Origin of the sequence: Pseudomonas sp. ARP3 (genome assembly GCF_001029595.1) — a bacterium.
Lineage (GTDB): Bacteria > Pseudomonadota > Gammaproteobacteria > Pseudomonadales > Pseudomonadaceae > Aquipseudomonas > Aquipseudomonas rhodesiae.
The window spans coordinates 64,977-82,190 of sequence record NZ_LEKF01000021.1 but is presented as its reverse complement, the minus strand read 5'-3'; the positions used below and the strand labels follow the sequence as shown (position 1 = coordinate 82,190).

Genomic DNA, 17,214 nt, shown 5'->3' with positions numbered 1-17,214 from the left:
ATGCCCGCCCGCCAACGCGGCTTTACCCTGCTGGAAATGCTGGTGGTGATCGTACTGATCAGCGTCGCGGCCGGCTTGGTAGGGTTTGGCCTGCAACAGGGCCTGCGCGCGGCAAAGGAACGCCAGGTGGTAGGGCAGATGGTTGAAGCGCTGCGCAGCACGCGGGCGCGGGCGATTGTCAGCGGCGCCACGCAAAGCACGCTGTTCGACTTGAACACACTCAGCTTCCAAGCTCCGGATCGCCCACCCAAACACTGGCCCGCCGAGCTGCAAGTGACCCTGCACACCGCCGAGCAGGCCGGCTCCGCGATTGAGTTCTACCCCGACGGCAGCTCCACCGGCGGTCATCTGCTACTGGCCCACGGCACGCGGCGTTGGCGCATCGATATCGGCTGGCTGACCGGCAGCGTGCAATCCAAGGCGTTGCCATGAAAAACCAAGGCGGTTTCACTTTGTTGGAAATGCTCGCCGCGCTGCTGTTGATGGCCCTGTGCAGCACGGTGCTGCTGGTCGCCTTTGGCCAAAGCGCACGTTCGTTGCTGCAAGTGACCCACAGCGACCGCCTCAGCCACGCCGCCCTTAGCGTGATGGACCAGGAAGCCTCCGGGCCCCTCGCCAACGGCGTGCGCCAGGGCGAACTGGACGGCATCGCCTGGCAGTTGCGTATCGCCCAACAACCCGGACGCCTCGGCCAGCCGCATTTGTTTCGCCTCGACCTGACCGTCAGCGAAGGCCCGCGCAGCGCGCAATTCAGCACCTTGAAATTGCGCGGAGCGAGCCTGTGAACACACGACAACAGGGCTTCACCTTGCTGGAAATTCTTATCGTCATCAGCTTGCTGGGGGTGCTGCTGGTGCTGGTCGGGGGCGCGCTGCTGGGGGCCAATCGCGCGGTGCTCAAGGCACAGCGGTACACGCTAAGCCTGGATGAAATACGCGCGGCGCAGCAGTTTCTGCGTACGTCGATCAGCGAGGCGCTGCCCTTGGATGTTACCGAGGATGACAGCCAGACCGATGGCTTCTTTGTCGGCAGCGCCCAGCGCATGCAGTTTGTCGCAACCCTGCCCGGCGTGCTCGGCGGCGGCATCCAGCGCTTTACCTTGCAGTTGACCGGCGGCCAGGCGCAGCGCGATTTGCAGGTGGCGTTCGCGCGGTTTGAGTCGCCGGCCCAGGTCAGTGTGCCGGCCTCGCGGGGCGAGCCGCAGGTGTTGCTCAGCGATGTCGAAGACCTGCAATTGAGCTATCGCGGCCTGTCGCCCAAGGGCCAGCCGACCGGCTGGCTCAGTGACTGGCCATGGTCGCGGCGCTTGCCCCAGGCGGTGCGGATCGCCGCGCGGGTCAACGGCCCGGTGCCGTGGGTGACCCAAGTGATTGCGCTGCGCCTGAACCTATCCAGCGGGGCCGCGGAATGATCCGCCATCAACGCGGCGTCGCGTTGCTGCTGGTGCTGTGGGTATTGGCGTTGCTCAGCCTGCTGCTGGGCGGCCTGGCCGGTTGGGTGCAACTGGAAACGCGTCAGGCGGCGTGGCATCGCCAGCACACCCAGGCGGTGCTCGCGGCCGAAGCGGGTATCGCCCTGGCGATGCAGGCGTTCGCCGACCCGTTGCAGCGCAAACAGTGGATCGCCGATGGGCGCGAAATCCCATTGGTATTCGACGATGCGCAGCTGCGCGTCAGCCTGCGCAGCGAGCGCGGCAAGTTGTATTTGAACAGCGCCGAGGTGGCCGATTTTGCCCGCCTGGCCCTGGCCTGTGGTGCCAGCCAGGCCCAGGCCAACCAAGTGGCGCGGGACCTGGAGGTGCGTCGTAACCAGGGCCTGGCGCCGTTTCGCGTGGTGGAAGAACTGCGTCAATTACCGGGCATGACCCAGGCGCTGTACAGCGCACTCGTACCCGAGATCAGCCTGTGGAGCGGCCTCGACCGGCCTGACCCAGCCTTCGCCAGCGCCCTGATGCGCCGTGCCCTGAACCTGCCGCACCTGAGCGCGGTGGGCGCCGACCCCGGCGAGGTGCTGGTGATCGACAGCCACGCCGAACGGCCCGGCGGCTACCACGCCCGATTGCAGGCCACCGTGTTATTGAGCCCCGCGCAAGGCAGCGCCCAACCTTATCGAGTACTCCGTTGGCAAGAATGAATGACTTCCTCGCGGCGCGCCTGCAACCGCTTACGGCGCCCATCGCCCAGCGCTGGCGTGGCAGCCTGTTGCAACAGGGCTGGCGACTGTGGCTCAAGGAACTGCGTGGCTGCCTGCCGCGCTGGCTGTCGCTGCACGATATCCCCGACCGGCTCTACCACTGGCCACTGACCGCCGCCGTGCCGCCAGTGGTGGGGGAGGTGCGCCAGGTGCTGTTGCTGGCTCCGCAGGCGGTGCTGATGCAAACCCTGCGGCTGCCGCCGGCGACGGCGCGCAATCTGTCCACGGTGGTGGGTTATGAATTGGATCGCTTTACCCCGTTCGATGCGGACCAACTGTACTTCGTCGCCCGCCAGGAGCGCCGCATGCCGACCCATGTCGACGTGACCGTGGTGGCGATTTTACGTGAGCGTCTGGACCAGATCCTCAGCGACTGCGCCGCCCTGGGGTTGCAGCCCCATGCCGTGGATGTGCAGGACGCTGGGGGCAACGCCCTTGGCGTCGACCTGTTGCCGCCGCCGCTGCGCCGCCGTCAGCGTCCGGCCGGCAAGGGCTTGCAGCGCAGCCTGCCGTGGCTGTGCGGCGCCTTGATGATCGGCGCCATGGTGCTGTGGCTCGATGACCGTCAACGGGTTTTGGAGGCCATGCAGCAGAGCGTGCGCGAGCAAAAAGCGCAAGTGGCCGAAGTTCAAGCGTTGCGCCAGCAACTGCTTAATACCCGCGGCGCCGCGCAGTACCTGATCCGCCGCAAAATGGCGCAACCGCCGCTGTCGGCGCTGCTCAACGAACTGACCGCGTGCCTGCCGCCCGACACCTGGCTCGACCAGTTGGAAGTCAGCGACGGTGCCGAGGTGTCCTTCTCCGGCCAAAGCGCCAAGGCCAGCGCGCTGATCACTCGGATCAAAGGCTGCCGCAGCCTGGAAAACGCCCAGTTCGAAGGGGTGATCCAACCCGATGCGCAAACCGGCAAGGATCAGTTTTCCTTGCGCGCCCACCTGCACCAGGAGGCCGCTGATGCGCCGACCCCTGACACCCCGTGAACGCCGTGGCGCCGCCCTGATCGGCCTGGCTCTGGTACTCGGCGCCGTGTACTGGCTGTTGATCGACAGCTGGTTCGCCGGCCCCTTGCGCGCTATGGGCGAGCAAGCCGAGCAGTTACGCGAGCAACAACAACGCTACGCCGGGGTACTGCGCCAGGCCGACAGCCTGCGCCAACAGTTGGAGCAGGCGCGCCAGGACCCCACCAGCAGCACCAGCCTATTGCCCGGCGATGACCCCAGCGCGGTGGCCGCCGACTTGATGCAACGCATCGCCGACCTGATCAACAGCCGCGCCACTGTCGGCGGCGGTTGCAGCTTGACCCAACGCATGCCGATCACCCCGGAACAAGACGACAGCGAGCCCTATCGCCAGGTTAAAGTCAGCCTCACGCTTAATTGCGCCATCGAGCCGTTGACCGCGATTCTGTACGAGCTGGAATACCAGCGGCCGTTTCTGTTCGTTGATGAAATGAGCATTCGCCGCGCGCCGAGCGCGCCGGTCAGTGGCGGTGCCGGCAAGCTGGTGGTGCACCTGTTGGTGCGCGGCTACCTGCAACCGGCGAGCGCGCGGCAGGTGCAGCCATGATCAGTGTATTGCGCCCCCTCGAATGGGTATTGCTCGGCGTGGCCGCGCTGTTGGGCCTGCTGATGGCCGGCATTCTCAGCAGCATCGGCGACGCGCCCCAATGGCTGCCGGCGCCAGCGCCGGATGCGCGTACCCAGGCCGCGCCCAAGGTGCTGAATGCACCGAGTGCAAGTCTCGACAGCCTGGCCGGCACCTGGCAGGCGCCACTGTTCAGCCCGGATCGCAGCCCTGACCGCGCTGTCGGTCAGGCCAGTGTGTCCGGCTTTTCGAGCCTGGTGCTGACCGGCGTCCTTCTGGACGGCAACGTGCGGGTGGCGCTGCTCAAGCGCGCGGATGGCCCGCCGCTCAAAGTCCACCAGGGTCAGACCCTGCCCAACGGCTGGCGACTCGAACAGCTCACCCCACGCGACGCCCGTTTTGTGCTGGATGGCCGCACGCAAACCCTGAGCCTCAAAACCCCGCGTTTGCCGCCGCCGTCCATGACGCCCCCGATTACCCTTCCTCACGAGTCCACCCCTTGATCGATACTTTCCCTGGCGCTTTGCGCACCACTGCGTTTTGCCTGGCCACCGCCGTCACCCTCGGTGGCTGCGGGACCTTTCCCGAGCACCTGGACGCCGACCCGGCGCTGTTGCACGAAGCGTTGCAAGGCACCGGTTCGCAACGCCCGCCGGTGGACCCGACAACGGAACAGGCACCGCTCGACAATCCCCAACCCAGCGCGAAAACCCCACCCCAGCGCCAGTTGATCCGTGGCAACCAGTCCTTCGTTCGCCCCCCAAGCGCCGCACCCGCCGGTCGCGAGGAGAGCGGCGGCGACATCGTGTTCAACTTCGCCGACCAGCCCATCGAAGCGGTGATCAACAGCGTGATGGGCGACCTGCTGCACGAGAACTACAGCATCGCCCAGGGCGTGAAAGGCACTGTCAGCTTTTCCACCTCCAAGCCGGTGAATAAGCAGCAGGCGTTGTCGATCCTCGAAACCCTGTTGTCCTGGACCGACAATGCCATGATCCAGCAGGGCAACCGTTATGTGATCCTGCCGGCGAGCCAGGCGGTGGCGGGCAAACTGGTGCCGCAGATGCGCGTGGCACAGCCGTCCAGCGGGCTGTCGGCGCGGCTGTTTCCGTTGCGCTATATCTCGGCCACCGAGATGCAGAAACTGCTCAAGCCATTCGCCCGCGAGAACGCATTTTTGCTGGTGGACCCGGCGCGCAACGTACTGAGCCTGGCCGGCACTCCGGAAGAGTTGGCCAACTATCAGGACACCATCGACACCTTCGATGTGGACTGGCTCAAAGGCATGTCCGTTGGAGTGTTCGGCCTGCAACGTGCCTCGGTGGCGGAGCTGATGCCTGAGCTGCAAAAAATGTTCGGCCCCGACAGTGGCATGCCGTTGGCGGGCATGGTGCGCTTCCTGCCGATCGAGCGGACCAACTCGGTGGTGGCGATCTCGTCGCAGCCGCAGTACCTCAGCGAAGTCGGCGACTGGATTCACACCATCGATGAGGGCGGCGGCAACGAGCCGCAGATGTACGTGTATGACGTGCGCAATATGAAGGCCACCGACCTGGCCAAGTACTTGCGACAGATCTACGGCACGGGCGCGATCAAGGACGACGCCCCGGCTAAAGTCGCCCCTGGCCTGCGCACCGCGACCCTGTCATCCCCCGGCACCAACAGCACCTCCGGCAGCACGCCGGGCGGCTTGAGTAACAACTTCAATAACAACCCACCCGCCGCGGAGGATGAAGAGCAGGAGCCCGAAGCCGATCAGGACAGCACCGCCCAGGACGCCAGTGAAGGCGCCCCGACCAAAAGCCTCGACGCCGGCACCCGCATCACCGCGCAGAAGAGCAGCAACCAACTGCTGGTACGCACGCGCCCAGTGCAGTGGAAAGAGATCGAATCGGCGATCAAACGCCTCGACAACCCGCCGCTGCAAGTGCAGATCGAGACGCGCATCCTCGAAGTCAAACTCACCGGTGAACTGGACCTGGGCGTGCAGTGGTACTTGGGGCGCCTGGCCGGTAATTCCACCAGCACCACCGTGGCCAACGCCGCCGGTAGCCAAGGTGCGCTGGGCGGTGGCGGGGCAGGGCTGGGGGCGACGGATTCGTTGTTCTATTCCTTCGTCAGCTCCAACCTGCAAGTGGCCCTGCACGCCCTGGAAACCAACGGCCGTACCCAAGTGCTGTCGGCGCCGTCGCTGGTGGTGATGAACAACCAACCGGCGCAGATCCAAGTGGGCGACAACATCCCCATCAGCCAGACCACGGTCAACACCGGCACCTCCGACACCACCTTGAGCAGCGTCGAATACGTGCAGACCGGTGTGATCCTCGACGTGGTGCCGCGCATCAATCCGGGCGGCCTGGTGTACATGGACATTCAGCAGCAGGTCAGCGACGCCCAGGACCAGGCCGCCAACAGCGACACGCAAAATAATCCGCGCATCTCCACGCGCTCGGTCTCGACCCAAGTGGCGGTGCAGAGCGGGCAGACGGTGCTGCTCGGCGGCTTGATCAAACAGGACAACGCCGAAAGTGTCAGTGCAGTGCCCTACCTGGGGAAAATTCCGGGATTGCGCTGGTTGTTCGGCAACACCAGCAAGTCCAAGGACCGCACGGAATTAATCGTGCTGATTACACCGAGGGTGATCACCAGCAGCAGCCAGGCGCGACAAGTGACGGATGACTATCGCCAGCAGATGCAGTTGTTGCGGCCTGTTCAGTAAGCAGGTTTTGAACTGCTTGCGTCATCGAAAAGGCTGGCTCATAACGCCGTGCTGAGCAGGCTTGCCCTGCGCTGGGCTGCGGAGCAGCCCCACTCCAGAGACTGTGGTTTTATCGGGCATACCGAGGGGCTTGGTTTTGGGGCCGCTTCGCGGCCCAGCGCGGGGCAAGCCCGCTCACCACAAAAAAACCTATTTTCTCAGGTCTTCCAGACTGGCCGCAGCGCGTGGTCAATCACCCAGTGCGGCTCGCCGGGGCGGATGCAAGTGCCGCCGACCCAGCGTTCGTGTGAGGCGTGGTCGAGCCAATAGGCTTGGCCGCTGAGCACCTGATGGCCCAGGGGCGTCAGCGTCAGCACGCGACGGGGCCATTCCAGTTGTGTTGCGCTTTCGGTAAGTAACGGTTGCGCGCCATCGATGAGCGGGCGGAGCAGCGCATGGAACATCATGTCGCCCAGAAACGGCAGTGGTTCGCGCTTGGCCATCAGTTCGGCGAATACACGCCCGAAGGGCATGGGCCCGGTGTCGGCGAGGCTGGTCAAGGCCAGGCGCTCGGTCAGCGACAGGCCGTCCTGGGCGCCAGGCAATTCTTGCAACTGACGCAACAAGGCCGGGCCCAGCAAGGGTAGGGCGGGGTGATGGGCGTGTGCCAGTTGCGCCAGTTTGAGCGGTGACGGATCGCAATAGGCCGACCAGGCCTGTTTGGCCAGCTGCACCGCGTCGTCACCGATCAAGCGCCGCTGTGGCCACAGCCAGGCGAGCACGTCCGGGGCCAGTTGGCCGATGCCGATAAAGCGTTCGACGCCTGGAATCTGCGCCACTTCAATCAACTCCAATTGGCGCGGAGCACGGTCCAGGCCGGCCAGGACACGGATCAGGAACAGCTGGTCATACGCGTCCGCTTCGCACCACAACACACTCGGCGTGTCGTCGGCCAGCGCCTGCAATTGCTGGTATTCATCGTCGACCCGGCGCGCCACGGTGGCCAAGTCCAGGGCGAAGGCCTGGCTGATAAAGGCGCTGCGTAGAGCGCGAAACGCCTCGGCGGGCAGGTCGCGTACCGGGCCCATGCACAGCGGGTCGGTGAGCATGCGGAACTGGCCCTGGAACCCGGCCAGTTGCAAGGTGTGGGCGATGTCGCTGCCGCAGCGCCAATGGGTGGTGCGGGCTTCATCACTGGCGTGGAAATCGGGATGGCGCGCGGCAAAGTCGAGGGCGTCGACATGGGCCTTGAGCTTGGGCCAACTGCTGAACCCCAACTGCTTGGCGATCTGCCATTGGGCCTGGGACAAGGTTGCACCGGGGTCTTGGGCTTTGAGATGCGGCAGCAATTCCTTGGCGCGCTTGCGCTGCTGCTCAAGGTTGAGGCGACCATCGGTGGTGGAGGTGACGGGACGTGGCGACATACGAGCTCCTGGGCTTACCTTTTTCCGCTGTCAGGTGGGGAGTCGTAGCAATCGGATGGGTGTTGCGGTGTCCTGGGCGCAGCCCTTTCCGCGGAAGGTGGCGTGGATCGCGCCAGGCCGCAAATATAGGCAGCATGGCAGGCGATTGCAAGGCGGCCCTCACGCAGAGGGCCGCCTTGCCTTACTTGTCCTGGCGCGCGTCCAGGGTCTTGCGGTGTTCGGCCAAGAACGGCTGTTCAGCCGGATCAAAGCGATCGATCCCGGCAGTGAAGCGGTGCCAGTACGGGTATAACGGCTGGCGCCGTGTCACGGCTTCGATGCGGGAGGATTGCGCCTCGGTGAGCTTCAACTCGGTGGCCGCCAGGTTATCGCGCAGGTGTTCCTCGGTGCGCGCGCCGACGATCAACGAGGTGATGCCCGGACGATCCTTGAGCCACGCCAGGCACGTACGCGCCACCGAGACGCCGTGCTCGTCGCCTACCGCGGCGAGGGTTTCGATGATGTCCAGCGCGCGCTCATGATCATGCACGTAGGGTTCCGGCCAGTCGCTGCCCTGGCGGGTATTGGCCGGCGGCTTTTGCCCTCGGCGGGTGGAGCCGGTCAACAGACCTTCGCCCATCGGTCCCCACACCAGGGTGCCAACGTGCTGATCGAGGGCCAGCGGCAGTAATTCGTACTCGGCCTCGCGGGATTCCGGCGTGTAGTAGATCTGTTGCGTGATGGGTTTGAGCATGCCGTGCAACTCGGCTTTGCCCAGGGTTTTCATCATTTGCCAGGCCGTGAAATTGCTGGTGCCGAAATAGCGGATCTTGCCCGAACCCACCAACAAGCGCAGGGCTTCGAGGGTTTCCTCGATGGGCGTCATACCGTCCCAGTTGTGCAGCTGATACAGGTCGATATGGTCGGTGCCCAGGCGCTTCAGACTGGCTTCGCAGGCTCGGATCAAGTGATAGCGCGACGAGCCGGAGTTGTTCGGGTTGTTGTCCACCGGGCTGCGCCCTTTGGTGGCCAGCAGGATGTCGTTGCGCTTGTCGCCAAGCGCCTTGCCGACCACTTCCTCGGCCAAGCCATGGGAATAGAGGTCGGCGGTGTCGACCATGTTTACCCCGGCGTCGAACGCGATGTCGAACATGCGCCTGGCCTGGGGCACGTCGACGCTGCCGCATTTCTCAAACTCGGCGCGGCCGCCAAACGGTACGGTGCCCAGGATGATTTCGGATACCAGCAGACCCGAATGGCCCAGTTGTCGATACTGCATGTCGCCTCCTGCTAAACGTTGAACGTGAAGTTCTGAGCCATGCAGTTGGCGATAGTTTGAATTTTTTCCATGAAACCTCGATGCGCCTGCTGCACCTGGCTGCCGGATATATGTGGATGGGCATTGTTTCGCCAGCTGAAATGCTCGATTGTGAACCGTGGTGATTCCATCGGTGGCAGCAGCGCTGGAAGATGGTCAGCGCTGCCTACCCACTACTTTTTGGAGCCTGTCATGTCTCAGCCTGCGATCAAACTTTACGGTTTTCCGTTGTCCGGCCACTCCCATCGAGTCGAGCTGATGTTGTCGCTGTTGGGGCTGCCCAGTGAATTTATCCTGGTCGACCTCAAGCAAGGCGCGCATAAAAGCGCGGCGTTTCTGGCCAATATCAACAGTTTCGGTCAGGTGCCGGCCATCGATGATGGCGGCGTGGTGCTGGCCGATTCCAATGCGATCCTGGTGTACCTGGCGAGCCGATACGGTAACGGCCAATGGCTGCCGAGTGACCCGGTGGGGCAGGCGCGGGTCCAGCGCTGGCTGTCGGCCGCCGCCGGGCCGCTGCACGCAGGGCCTGCCACCGCGCGGCTGGCGGTGGTGTTTGGCGCCGATGTGGATGCGCCGTTGGCCATCAGCCGGGCTCATGGGTTGTTGAGCCTGTTGGAGCAGCAACTGAGTCAGACACCGTTTTTGGTGGGCGAGCAGCCGAGCATTGCCGATGTGGCGTTCTACAGTTACGTGGCCCACGCGCCGGAAGGCAATGTTTCGTTGGCCGACTACCCTCAGGTACGCGCCTGGTTGGGGCGCATCGAAGCCCTGCCGGGTTTTGTCGGTATGCCGCGCACAGCCGTCGGTTTGCAATCGAGCTAGGGAGCGTCAATGGACCGATTTCATGAAATGCAGGTGTTTCTGGCGGTGGCCGAGGAGCAGGGCTTCGCTGCGGCAGCACGGCGGTTAAATACGTCGCCCCCCAGCGTGACCCGTGCCATCGCCGCGATGGAACAACGCCTCGGCACACAGCTGCTGGCGCGCACCACCCGCAGCCTGCACCTGACTGAAGCCGGCCAGCGTTATTTGGAAGATTGCCGACGCATCCTCGCCGAGTTGGACGAGGCCGAGGAGGCGGCGGCGGGCAGTTACGCCAGCCCCTGGGGCCACCTGACGGTGACCGCCCCGTTGCTGTTCGGCGAGCTGTATGTGGCGCCGCTGTTGGGCGAATACCTCGACCGATTCCCCCAGGTGACGATCAACGCGCTGCTGGTCGATCGTGTGGTGAACATGGCCGATGAAGGTGTCGACGTGGCCGTGCGTATTGGCCATCTGCATGAGCCGGGGCAGCAGGCGCTAAAAGTCGGCGAAGTGCGCCGCGTGGTGTGTGCTGCGCCGGGCTATCTGGAGCGGCATGGCCGGCCCGAACATCCCGGACAGTTGCGCGAGGCTACGATTGCCACCTCGTCCGCCAGCCAAGTGGTCAGCGAATGGCAATTCGTCGACGACGGTCGCTCGCTGACGGTGCCGATTACTCCACGCCTGGTGGTCTCGGCGAATAACGCGGCGATCCACCTGGCGCGCCTAGGTTGGGGGATGACGCGGGTGCTGTCGTATCAGGTCGCTGCGGCGGTCGCGGCCGGTGAGCTGGAGATTGTGCTGGACGCCTTCGAGCCGCCGCCGCTGCCGATCCAGGTGGTGTTCCACAACCGTGGGCGCGTGCCGGCCAGGGTCAACACCTTTGTCGACTTTCTCAGCCAGCGCCTGAGCCAGGATGCTGCGCTGAACCCGTCCGACCGGCACTCGCTTTGATGGAGCGTTATCGCGATATGCAGTTGTTCGCCGCGCTGGCTGGGCAACCGAGCCTGGCGTCGGCGGCGCGCGCTGCACGGGTGTCCGGCCCGACCTTGGTGCGCGCCATTGCCCGTTTGGAGGCGCGCCTGCGCGTGGCGTTGTTGCAGCGCAGCACCCGCGGCGTCAGCCTCACCACTGCCGGCGCTGCCTACCTGGCCGATTGCGTACGGTTGCTGGCCGCCGTCGACGCCGCCGAAGCCTCGGCCAAGGGCTTGCAGATGCAGGTTCAGGGCAGCCTGCGGGTGTGTTTGCCGTTACTGTTCAGCCGCTACGTGATGGCGCCGGTATTGGCCGACTATTTGGCGCACTACCGCGACATGCGCTTGCTGGTGCGCTATCAGGACCCTCACCCTAACCTGTACGAGGAGGGGCTGGATGTGGCGATCCTGGTGGGCGAATTGCCCAACTCAGCGCTGATCGCGCGTCCTTTGGGCCAGGTGCGACCCATTCTGTGCGCAAGCCCCGATTACCTGGCTGCCCACGGTGAACCCACCCACCCCGATGAACTCAAGCAGCATCGCTTGATCGCCAGCCCCGCCTCTTATGATCCGTTCCGCACCCGCGCGCGTCTGGCCTGTTCCACGGTGCAAGGCGCGATCAATGCCGCCGTACAGGGCGCAGGGTTGTTGCACTGCCTCAGTTATCCGGTGCATGAGCATTTGCTCAGCGGCGCCCTGCGCCGTGTGCTGCCGGACTTCGACGGACCACCGCTGCCGGTGCAGGTGGTGTACCGCGAGGGCAGGCAGGCGCCGATGCGCGTGCGCAGTTTTGTCGAACACTGTGTGAGCGCGCTGCGCGGGCATCCGGCATTTCAGTTGGCGTAACAGTGGATTGCCGGAGGTGGTGATTCCCCCGTCGCGTATCGGGGCGCAGCATTCGCCTATCCCTAATGGAGGTGACCCTATGAACCCGATCGAACAGTCCCCTTGGCATGCCGGCGAGCGGCAGATGCAGCACAGCGCCGGCGTTGCCGAGCGCATGGCGATGGTCGGGCCCAAGGTGATTCGCGACCACTTGCCCGAACAGCACCGGGATTTCTACCCCTTGCTGCCGTACCTGGTGCTGGGCGCGGTGGATGCGCAAGGCCTTCCCTGGGCGACCCTGGTGGAAGGTGCGCCGGGCTTTGTGCATTCGCCCGACCCGCAGCGCTTGCAGATCGACAGCCTGCCCTCGGCGGGCGATCCGGCCCGTGCGGGGCTGCATCAGGGCGCGTCGGTGGGCGTACTCGGCATCGACCTCAATACCCGTCGTCGCAATCGCATGAACGGCCGCATCGGTGCCCTTGACCACGAAGGATTGTCGGTGGACGTGGTGCACACCTTCGGTAATTGCCCCAAGTACATCCAATTGCGCCCGGTCGAAGGCGTCGCCCGCAAACCGGGCAGTGCGGTTGAGCGTTATGATCACTTGGACGCCGCCGCGCAGCACCTGATTCGCAGCGCCGACACCTTCTTCGTCGCCAGTTACGTCGACACCGACAGCGAGCGCGCGGTGGATGTTTCCCACCGGGGCGGCAATACCGGTTTCGTGCGCGTCGACGGCAACGTGCTGACCATCCCCGACTACGCCGGCAACCTGTTCTTCAACACTTTGGGCAACCTGGCGGCCAACCCGGTGGCAGGGCTGTTGTTTATCGATTTCGACACGGGGGATGTGTTGCAGCTTGTCGGGCGCACCACGCTGATCCTGGACGGGCCGCAAGTGGCGCTGTTCGAAGGCGCCCAGCGCGTGTGGACAGTGACCGTGGAGCACATGGTTCGGCGCGCGGCGGCATTGGCCTTGCGCTGGCGGTTTGCGGAATTTTCGCCGTTCAGTCTGGCGATGGGGTGATCGCTCACCCCATTAGTCCAGTGCAGACTGCGTCAACGCTTACCGTATCCAGACTCACCGGCGCCTATCATCCACTTGGCCAGACCGTGCCGGCCGCTCATGCCCAGCTTGGCGCCGGCGCGTTTGAGGTAGGTTTCGATCGTGCTGTTCTTCACACTGAGTTTTTCCGCCAACTGCGGCACGGTACTGCCGGTCAGCAGGCCCAGGCACACCTCCTGCTCGCGCGCCGATAGGCTGATGTTCTCTAGAGACAAGCGCCGGTAGAACGCCTGCTGCAGCTGCGATTGTTCCGGCAGCGCGTGATCCGTTTTGCGCGGCGCCTGACGCAGCAGTTGGGCGTGGTGTTCGAGCAACGGTAGAAGGGTATCCGACAGGCACTTGAGGAATGACAACTGCGTCAGGGAAAACCCGTGTTCGGTGTAGGGCCGGAACAGCGAGATCACCCAGCGTTGGTTGCCGTGGCGCGATACCAGATGGCACTGGTGCAGGTTATTGATTCTGGGGTTCAGCTGGATCAGCAGCGGGTCCTGCATGTCGAGCATGGCTCGCACCAAGGGGTGGTCCTTCGCCGAGGGCAGGCGTGGCGGCCGTGCCTGCGGGTGGCCGGCGCTGCCCAGCCGTGTGATATCGAGGACGCGCTCGGGCAATTCGTCAAACGCCCATTGGCTGAGATCGACCCACTGGGTAGGCACCCATCGGTTTACCAGATGCAGCAGATGGTCGGCGAAATGGGCGTGCCCGCTGTGGGTTATCACCTCGCCCAGTTGCGCATAAAAGTGTGGGCTCTGAGGGGCGTAGGGCTGGGCATCCATGGCCCGTTGATCGTCGAGGTCGAGCACCGTTAATGGTCGCCCGGGGAGTTTGCTTGAAACATAAGGGCCTAATCCTACTTATCCAGCTGAAACGAGGTACACAACGTGCCATAAAAACCACGTCATTAATTCGACGCTTCTAAGGGGTGTTTCCGGATAGGGTTTCGTAGGTCAGTTTTTTATATTTATTTAAGTATTTGAAATATATACAAAAAATCTTAAAGAGAAGATTCCTTTGTTCAAGTTGTCCTCGCCAATTACTAGCCAATTTCCTACAGGGCTTTAATCGTTTCAGCATTCAAGCATCAAAAGTGCCGATCCATTCTTTTGGATATCAGGGACAGTAGATCAGCTCGCCCGTCCACCTCAGGGCTGGCGAGGAATGAACGCCCTGCTGCCGTCCTCGCGCACCTGAAACAGCCGTTCGCCGTTATCCGGTTGTGTTGTGATGATCTGATGGTCTGCGGCGAGGTAAGCCAGCGGCATCGGGTCGTCCTTGGAGAACGCTGTGACGATAATCGTGCGCTGTGGGTCGAAGTGCCGGCCGCTGGTGGTGTCCAGCCACGCCATGAACGCGGCGCTGTCGCCTTGACGCGGGAAGTTTTGGGCCTGGCTGACGTAGTAGAACGCGTTGCCTTGGTTTTGCAGGTACAGGGGCACCTTGTTGTCGACTTCCAACATGACCATCTGCCATTGATCCCACGGCGCGGTTTTGACCGCCTCGGTGCGTACATCCTCGGCAAAGCGGGTGACGCCGCCATTGCCGTTGCTCCAGGGGTAGGCCACGCCAAGCACACCGAGCATCACCACGGCGGCGATGGCGAAACCCTTGCGCCAGCGCGTCCCACTGGCCGGCGTTTTCGCCAGGCGTTCGCTCAACCACCAAGCGGCCAACAGCTGGGCGAATGGCACCAGCGGCAGCACGTAGTAACTGCGTCGGCTGCCGCTGGCGGTGAAAAACACAAATAACAGACCCAAGCCCCAAACCAGCCAGCGCACATTGGCAGGCGTATGGCGCCAGTGCCGCACGGCCAGCCACAGACCCAGCAGCCAGCACGGCGTCCAGGGCAGGGTGTAGGCGGGCAGGTAGATCAGGTAGGTGTAGATCGGCCCCATGTGGTCGAAGGGATCGAAGAAGCGCACCACGTTTTCCCGGAACACCAACGCCAGGCCGCTCTCGCCGTAAGTCGCTGCGCCGTAGAGGTGAGATAACACGAACGGCACCGCATATGCCGCGCCGCCAATCAGTGCGGCCAGTAACAAGCGCAGGTTGAGGTGCTGCCTGTAGCGCTGCTTGCTGAGCAGGTGCGGCAGCAACACCAGGCCTGGCAGCACCACGCCGATCAAGCCTTTGAACAGCGACGTCGCTGCCAGCAGCAGGCAGAACACGGTGTAACGTCCCAACCGTGTGTCGTCCGGCCCACGCCAGTACCACCATACGGCGGCGAGGACGCCGCACAGAGTTAGCACATCCGCCGTGGCCACCCGCGCCCAGAACAGGAAGTAGAACGTGGTGGCGAGCATCCAGCCCGCGATCAGACCGGTGCCTCTGCGAAACAGGCGCTCGCCGAGCAGGTAGATCAGCCACACGCTCAACCACGCGGCGATGACCGAGGGTAAGCGCAGCGACCACGGGCCCAGGCCGCCCATCAGGTGCGCCATGCCGGTGATCATCCAGTAGGAGGGCAGGGGTTTGTCGTAATACGGCGCGCCTTTGAGGTACGGGTCGAAGTAATCGCCGCTCTGCAACATCTGCAAGGCAATGTTCGCCCAGCGAGTTTCCGGCCCCCATAGGTCACGCGCGCCGAGCCCGCACAACAGCAACAGGGCACAGACGCCGAGCAGTAACAGCAAGGCGCCGCGTTCGCTGCGAGGAAAAACCGGCATCAGGGCACCTGCGGGTACAGGGTCAGTTCCAGATAGCCTTTGTTATAGCGTTTACCACCCAGCGGCAGTTGCCCAGCCTCGGCCATTTCGCTGGTGCTGCCGACCCGCAGCAGCACGCCGACCGGGCCGTGACGGCGGGCCTCTTTGAGCCAGTCCTGAACCTGCGCCACGCCCACCTTACGCTGCGCGGCATCGGGGTATTGCAGGCCGTAACGCAACTCGCCCTCGGTGTTGTACAACGTCACGTCAGGGCGTTGCAGGCGCCAGGCGAGGGCGCTGGCGCTTTCCAGTTGGTTGCTCAGCAAGGCGCTGGTTTGCTGCAGTTCGCCCAGGTGTTCTTGCACGAATTGGTCGGGCATTTCGTTGTCGGTGATCAGCGCCGGCATGCCGGCGGGCAGCAGTACCACCAGCAGGCCGATGCCCAGGGTCGGCATGGCCCACAGCGTCAACGGGCGGAAGGCTTGCAGCAGGTTGGTCAGAATCCACACCAACAGCACGATAAAGGTCAGGGACAGGCTGAACATCTCGGCATGGCTATTGCCGTATAGCGGTCGGGCGATTTGCAGGTAAATCAGGCCGATCATTGCCGCCATGCCAATGGCGAAATTAAGCAGGCCGTTAAGGCAGATCGACCGGGCTTTGCCTTGGCTGATCAGGTCGGTCAAGGTGTGCCCCATGAGCAGGGCGAGCGGTAGCAGGCACGGCATGATATAGGTCGGCAGCTTGCCGTTGCTGAGGCTGAAGAATCCCAGCGGCAGCAGTAGCCACAGGGCCAGGAAGCGAATGGGGGCCTGGTTTTTTTCCTGCCAGGTCTTGCGCAGGGTGTTGGGTAGCAGCCCCGCCCAGGGCAGGCACGCCACAGCCATGATTGGCAGGAAAAACCACCACGGTCGCACATGCTGCGCATCCTCGGCACTGAAGCGGCGAATATGTTCGTTCCAGAAAAAGAAGCGCCAGAAATCCGGTTCCTGCACATGAATCGCCCACACCCAGGGCAAGCACACCAGCGCCGCCACCAGTACCGCCAGTGGGCCGTAGCGCAGCAATGCCCCCAGGCGCCGTTGCCAGAGCATATAGGGCACCGCGATCAATACAGGTAGCGCCCAGGCCAGAAAGCCTTTGGTCATAAAGCCCATGGCGCAGGCAAGCCCCACGATGGCCCAGGCGCTCAGTCGGCCAGGCAGTGTTTGACTGTCGAGGGCAAACCAGAACGCGACCAGACTCAGGTTGACCCACAGCGTGAAAAGCGGATCGAGGTTGGAATACCCGGCTTGGCCGGCGATCAAGCCGAAGCTCAGGTAGAGCAGGGCGCAGGCGAAGCTTTTGCGCGGATCATTCCACAGGCGGCGGGCGAGCAGATAGGCCAGCAACACACTCAGGCCGCTGGTCAGGGCCGAGGCGATGCGCACGCCGAACAGGTTCTGGCCGAACACGGCTTGGCCCAGGGCGATCAGCCAATAGCCTCCGGCGGGTTTTTCGAAATAGCGCATGCCCATAAAGTGCGGTGCCACCCAGTTGCCGCTGAGCAGCATTTGCTGGCTGACCTGGGCGTAGCGGGTTTCATCCGGCGTCCACAAACCGTGCAGGCCCAAGGGCAGCAGATAAAACCCTGCGAAGGCCAATAACAGCAGGTGCAACGGTTTTATGCGGGGCATGGCAACGTCGCTCCTTGACGTTTTATGGAGACCGTTT

At 63.7% G+C, this 17,214-nt stretch carries 17 protein-coding genes; 12 read left to right on the top strand and 5 right to left on the bottom strand.

Features of this window, described 5'->3' with window-relative positions; all coding sequences use genetic code 11:
* Genes ABX75_RS21605 through gspD form a run of 8 tightly spaced genes read left to right on the top strand, consistent with a single transcriptional unit; the run spans position 1 to position 6,496 of the window.
* Positions 1–432, top strand: a complete 432-nt coding sequence (locus ABX75_RS21605; protein WP_034099001.1) for a GspH/FimT family pseudopilin — start codon at positions 1–3, stop codon at positions 430–432.
* The gene (locus ABX75_RS21600; protein WP_034098999.1) at positions 429–785 is read left to right on the top strand and encodes a prepilin-type N-terminal cleavage/methylation domain-containing protein; all 357 of its coding nucleotides are present in this window, start codon (positions 429–431) and stop codon (positions 783–785) included. The genes ABX75_RS21605 and ABX75_RS21600 overlap by 4 nt, the downstream gene beginning before the upstream one ends.
* Positions 782–1,411, top strand: a complete 630-nt coding sequence (locus ABX75_RS21595; protein ID WP_047882627.1) for a prepilin-type N-terminal cleavage/methylation domain-containing protein — start codon at positions 782–784, stop codon at positions 1,409–1,411. The genes ABX75_RS21600 and ABX75_RS21595 overlap by 4 nt, the downstream gene beginning before the upstream one ends.
* Positions 1,408–2,133 (top strand): general secretion pathway protein GspK, encoded by a 726-nt coding sequence (locus ABX75_RS21590; RefSeq protein ID WP_040268841.1) that lies wholly within the window; start codon positions 1,408–1,410, stop codon positions 2,131–2,133. Before ABX75_RS21595 ends, ABX75_RS21590 begins: the two co-directional genes overlap by 4 nt.
* Entirely contained in the window at positions 2,130–3,173 is a 1,044-nt protein-coding gene (locus tag ABX75_RS21585; RefSeq protein WP_047882626.1) for a type II secretion system protein GspL, read from the top strand. The genes ABX75_RS21590 and ABX75_RS21585 overlap by 4 nt, the downstream gene beginning before the upstream one ends.
* Complete coding sequence (gene gspM / locus ABX75_RS21580) at positions 3,148–3,759, top strand: type II secretion system protein GspM (RefSeq protein WP_047882625.1); 612 nt, start codon at positions 3,148–3,150, stop codon at positions 3,757–3,759. Before ABX75_RS21585 ends, gspM begins: the two co-directional genes overlap by 26 nt.
* The gene (locus ABX75_RS21575) at positions 3,756–4,280 is read left to right on the top strand and encodes a general secretion pathway protein GspN (RefSeq protein ID WP_047882624.1); all 525 of its coding nucleotides are present in this window, start codon (positions 3,756–3,758) and stop codon (positions 4,278–4,280) included. Before gspM ends, ABX75_RS21575 begins: the two co-directional genes overlap by 4 nt.
* Positions 4,277–6,496 carry a type II secretion system secretin GspD gene (gene gspD / locus ABX75_RS21570; protein ID WP_047882623.1) on the top strand — a complete coding sequence of 740 codons (2,220 nt, stop codon included), beginning with the start codon at positions 4,277–4,279 and terminating at the stop codon, positions 6,494–6,496. The genes ABX75_RS21575 and gspD overlap by 4 nt, the downstream gene beginning before the upstream one ends.
* 197 nt (positions 6,497–6,693) lie before the next feature.
* Here the strand turns inward: gspD and ABX75_RS21565 are convergent, their stop codons facing one another.
* Positions 6,694–7,899, bottom strand: coding sequence for a DUF1835 domain-containing protein (locus tag ABX75_RS21565; protein WP_034111044.1), 1,206 nt, complete (start codon positions 7,897–7,899; stop codon positions 6,694–6,696).
* Positions 7,900–8,080: 181 nt separating this feature from the next.
* A complete protein-coding gene (locus tag ABX75_RS21560) occupies positions 8,081–9,157 on the bottom strand; it encodes an aldo/keto reductase (protein ID WP_047882622.1) in 1,077 nt (358 codons plus the stop codon).
* 231 nt (positions 9,158–9,388) lie between these two features.
* Between ABX75_RS21560 and ABX75_RS21555 the strand changes: the two genes are divergently transcribed.
* The 4 genes from ABX75_RS21555 (at position 9,389) to ABX75_RS21540 (ending at position 12,823) form a co-directional block, all read left to right on the top strand.
* Complete coding sequence (locus tag ABX75_RS21555; protein WP_034098988.1) at positions 9,389–10,021, top strand: glutathione S-transferase family protein; 633 nt, start codon at positions 9,389–9,391, stop codon at positions 10,019–10,021.
* A 9-nt stretch (positions 10,022–10,030) separates the two neighbouring features.
* Positions 10,031–10,951 carry a LysR family transcriptional regulator gene (locus tag ABX75_RS21550; protein WP_047882621.1) on the top strand — a complete coding sequence of 307 codons (921 nt, stop codon included), beginning with the start codon at positions 10,031–10,033 and terminating at the stop codon, positions 10,949–10,951.
* Positions 10,951–11,817 (top strand): LysR substrate-binding domain-containing protein, encoded by an 867-nt coding sequence (locus ABX75_RS21545; RefSeq protein ID WP_034111037.1) that lies wholly within the window; start codon positions 10,951–10,953, stop codon positions 11,815–11,817. The genes ABX75_RS21550 and ABX75_RS21545 overlap by 1 nt, the downstream gene beginning before the upstream one ends.
* Before the next feature lie 79 nt (positions 11,818–11,896).
* The gene (locus ABX75_RS21540) at positions 11,897–12,823 is read left to right on the top strand and encodes a pyridoxamine 5'-phosphate oxidase family protein (RefSeq protein WP_047882620.1); all 927 of its coding nucleotides are present in this window, start codon (positions 11,897–11,899) and stop codon (positions 12,821–12,823) included.
* A 32-nt stretch (positions 12,824–12,855) separates the two neighbouring features.
* Here the strand turns inward: ABX75_RS21540 and ABX75_RS21535 are convergent, their stop codons facing one another.
* From ABX75_RS21535 to arnT, 3 genes are all read right to left on the bottom strand, one after another.
* On the bottom strand, positions 12,856–13,635 hold the full coding sequence (locus ABX75_RS21535) for a helix-turn-helix transcriptional regulator (protein WP_034098983.1): 780 nt from the start codon (positions 13,633–13,635) through the stop codon (positions 12,856–12,858).
* Between the two features lie 366 nt (positions 13,636–14,001).
* Positions 14,002–15,522, bottom strand: a complete 1,521-nt coding sequence (locus tag ABX75_RS21530; protein ID WP_047882619.1) for a glycosyltransferase family 39 protein — start codon at positions 15,520–15,522, stop codon at positions 14,002–14,004.
* On the bottom strand, positions 15,522–17,177 hold the full coding sequence (gene arnT, locus ABX75_RS21525) for a lipid IV(A) 4-amino-4-deoxy-L-arabinosyltransferase (protein ID WP_047882618.1): 1,656 nt from the start codon (positions 17,175–17,177) through the stop codon (positions 15,522–15,524). The genes ABX75_RS21530 and arnT overlap by 1 nt, the downstream gene beginning before the upstream one ends.
* Positions 17,178–17,214 lie beyond the last annotated feature (37 nt).

Coding starts and splice junctions, on each gene's coding strand:
- ABX75_RS21605 (WP_034099001.1), top strand. CDS start 1: ATGCCCGCCCGCCAACGCGGCTTTACCCTGCTGGAAATGCTGGTGGTG.
- ABX75_RS21600 (WP_034098999.1), top strand. CDS start 429: ATGAAAAACCAAGGCGGTTTCACTTTGTTGGAAATGCTCGCCGCGCTG.
- ABX75_RS21590 (WP_040268841.1), top strand. CDS start 1,408: ATGATCCGCCATCAACGCGGCGTCGCGTTGCTGCTGGTGCTGTGGGTA.
- ABX75_RS21585 (WP_047882626.1), top strand. CDS start 2,130: ATGAATGACTTCCTCGCGGCGCGCCTGCAACCGCTTACGGCGCCCATC.
- gspM (WP_047882625.1), top strand. CDS start 3,148: ATGCGCCGACCCCTGACACCCCGTGAACGCCGTGGCGCCGCCCTGATC.
- ABX75_RS21575 (WP_047882624.1), top strand. CDS start 3,756: ATGATCAGTGTATTGCGCCCCCTCGAATGGGTATTGCTCGGCGTGGCC.
- ABX75_RS21565 (WP_034111044.1), bottom strand. CDS start 7,899: ATGTCGCCACGTCCCGTCACCTCCACCACCGATGGTCGCCTCAACCTT.
- ABX75_RS21560 (WP_047882622.1), bottom strand. CDS start 9,157: ATGCAGTATCGACAACTGGGCCATTCGGGTCTGCTGGTATCCGAAATC.
- ABX75_RS21555 (WP_034098988.1), top strand. CDS start 9,389: ATGTCTCAGCCTGCGATCAAACTTTACGGTTTTCCGTTGTCCGGCCAC.
- ABX75_RS21550 (WP_047882621.1), top strand. CDS start 10,031: ATGGACCGATTTCATGAAATGCAGGTGTTTCTGGCGGTGGCCGAGGAG.
- ABX75_RS21545 (WP_034111037.1), top strand. CDS start 10,951: ATGGAGCGTTATCGCGATATGCAGTTGTTCGCCGCGCTGGCTGGGCAA.
- ABX75_RS21540 (WP_047882620.1), top strand. CDS start 11,897: ATGAACCCGATCGAACAGTCCCCTTGGCATGCCGGCGAGCGGCAGATG.
- ABX75_RS21535 (WP_034098983.1), bottom strand. CDS start 13,635: ATGGATGCCCAGCCCTACGCCCCTCAGAGCCCACACTTTTATGCGCAA.
- ABX75_RS21530 (WP_047882619.1), bottom strand. CDS start 15,522: ATGCCGGTTTTTCCTCGCAGCGAACGCGGCGCCTTGCTGTTACTGCTC.
- arnT (WP_047882618.1), bottom strand. CDS start 17,177: ATGCCCCGCATAAAACCGTTGCACCTGCTGTTATTGGCCTTCGCAGGG.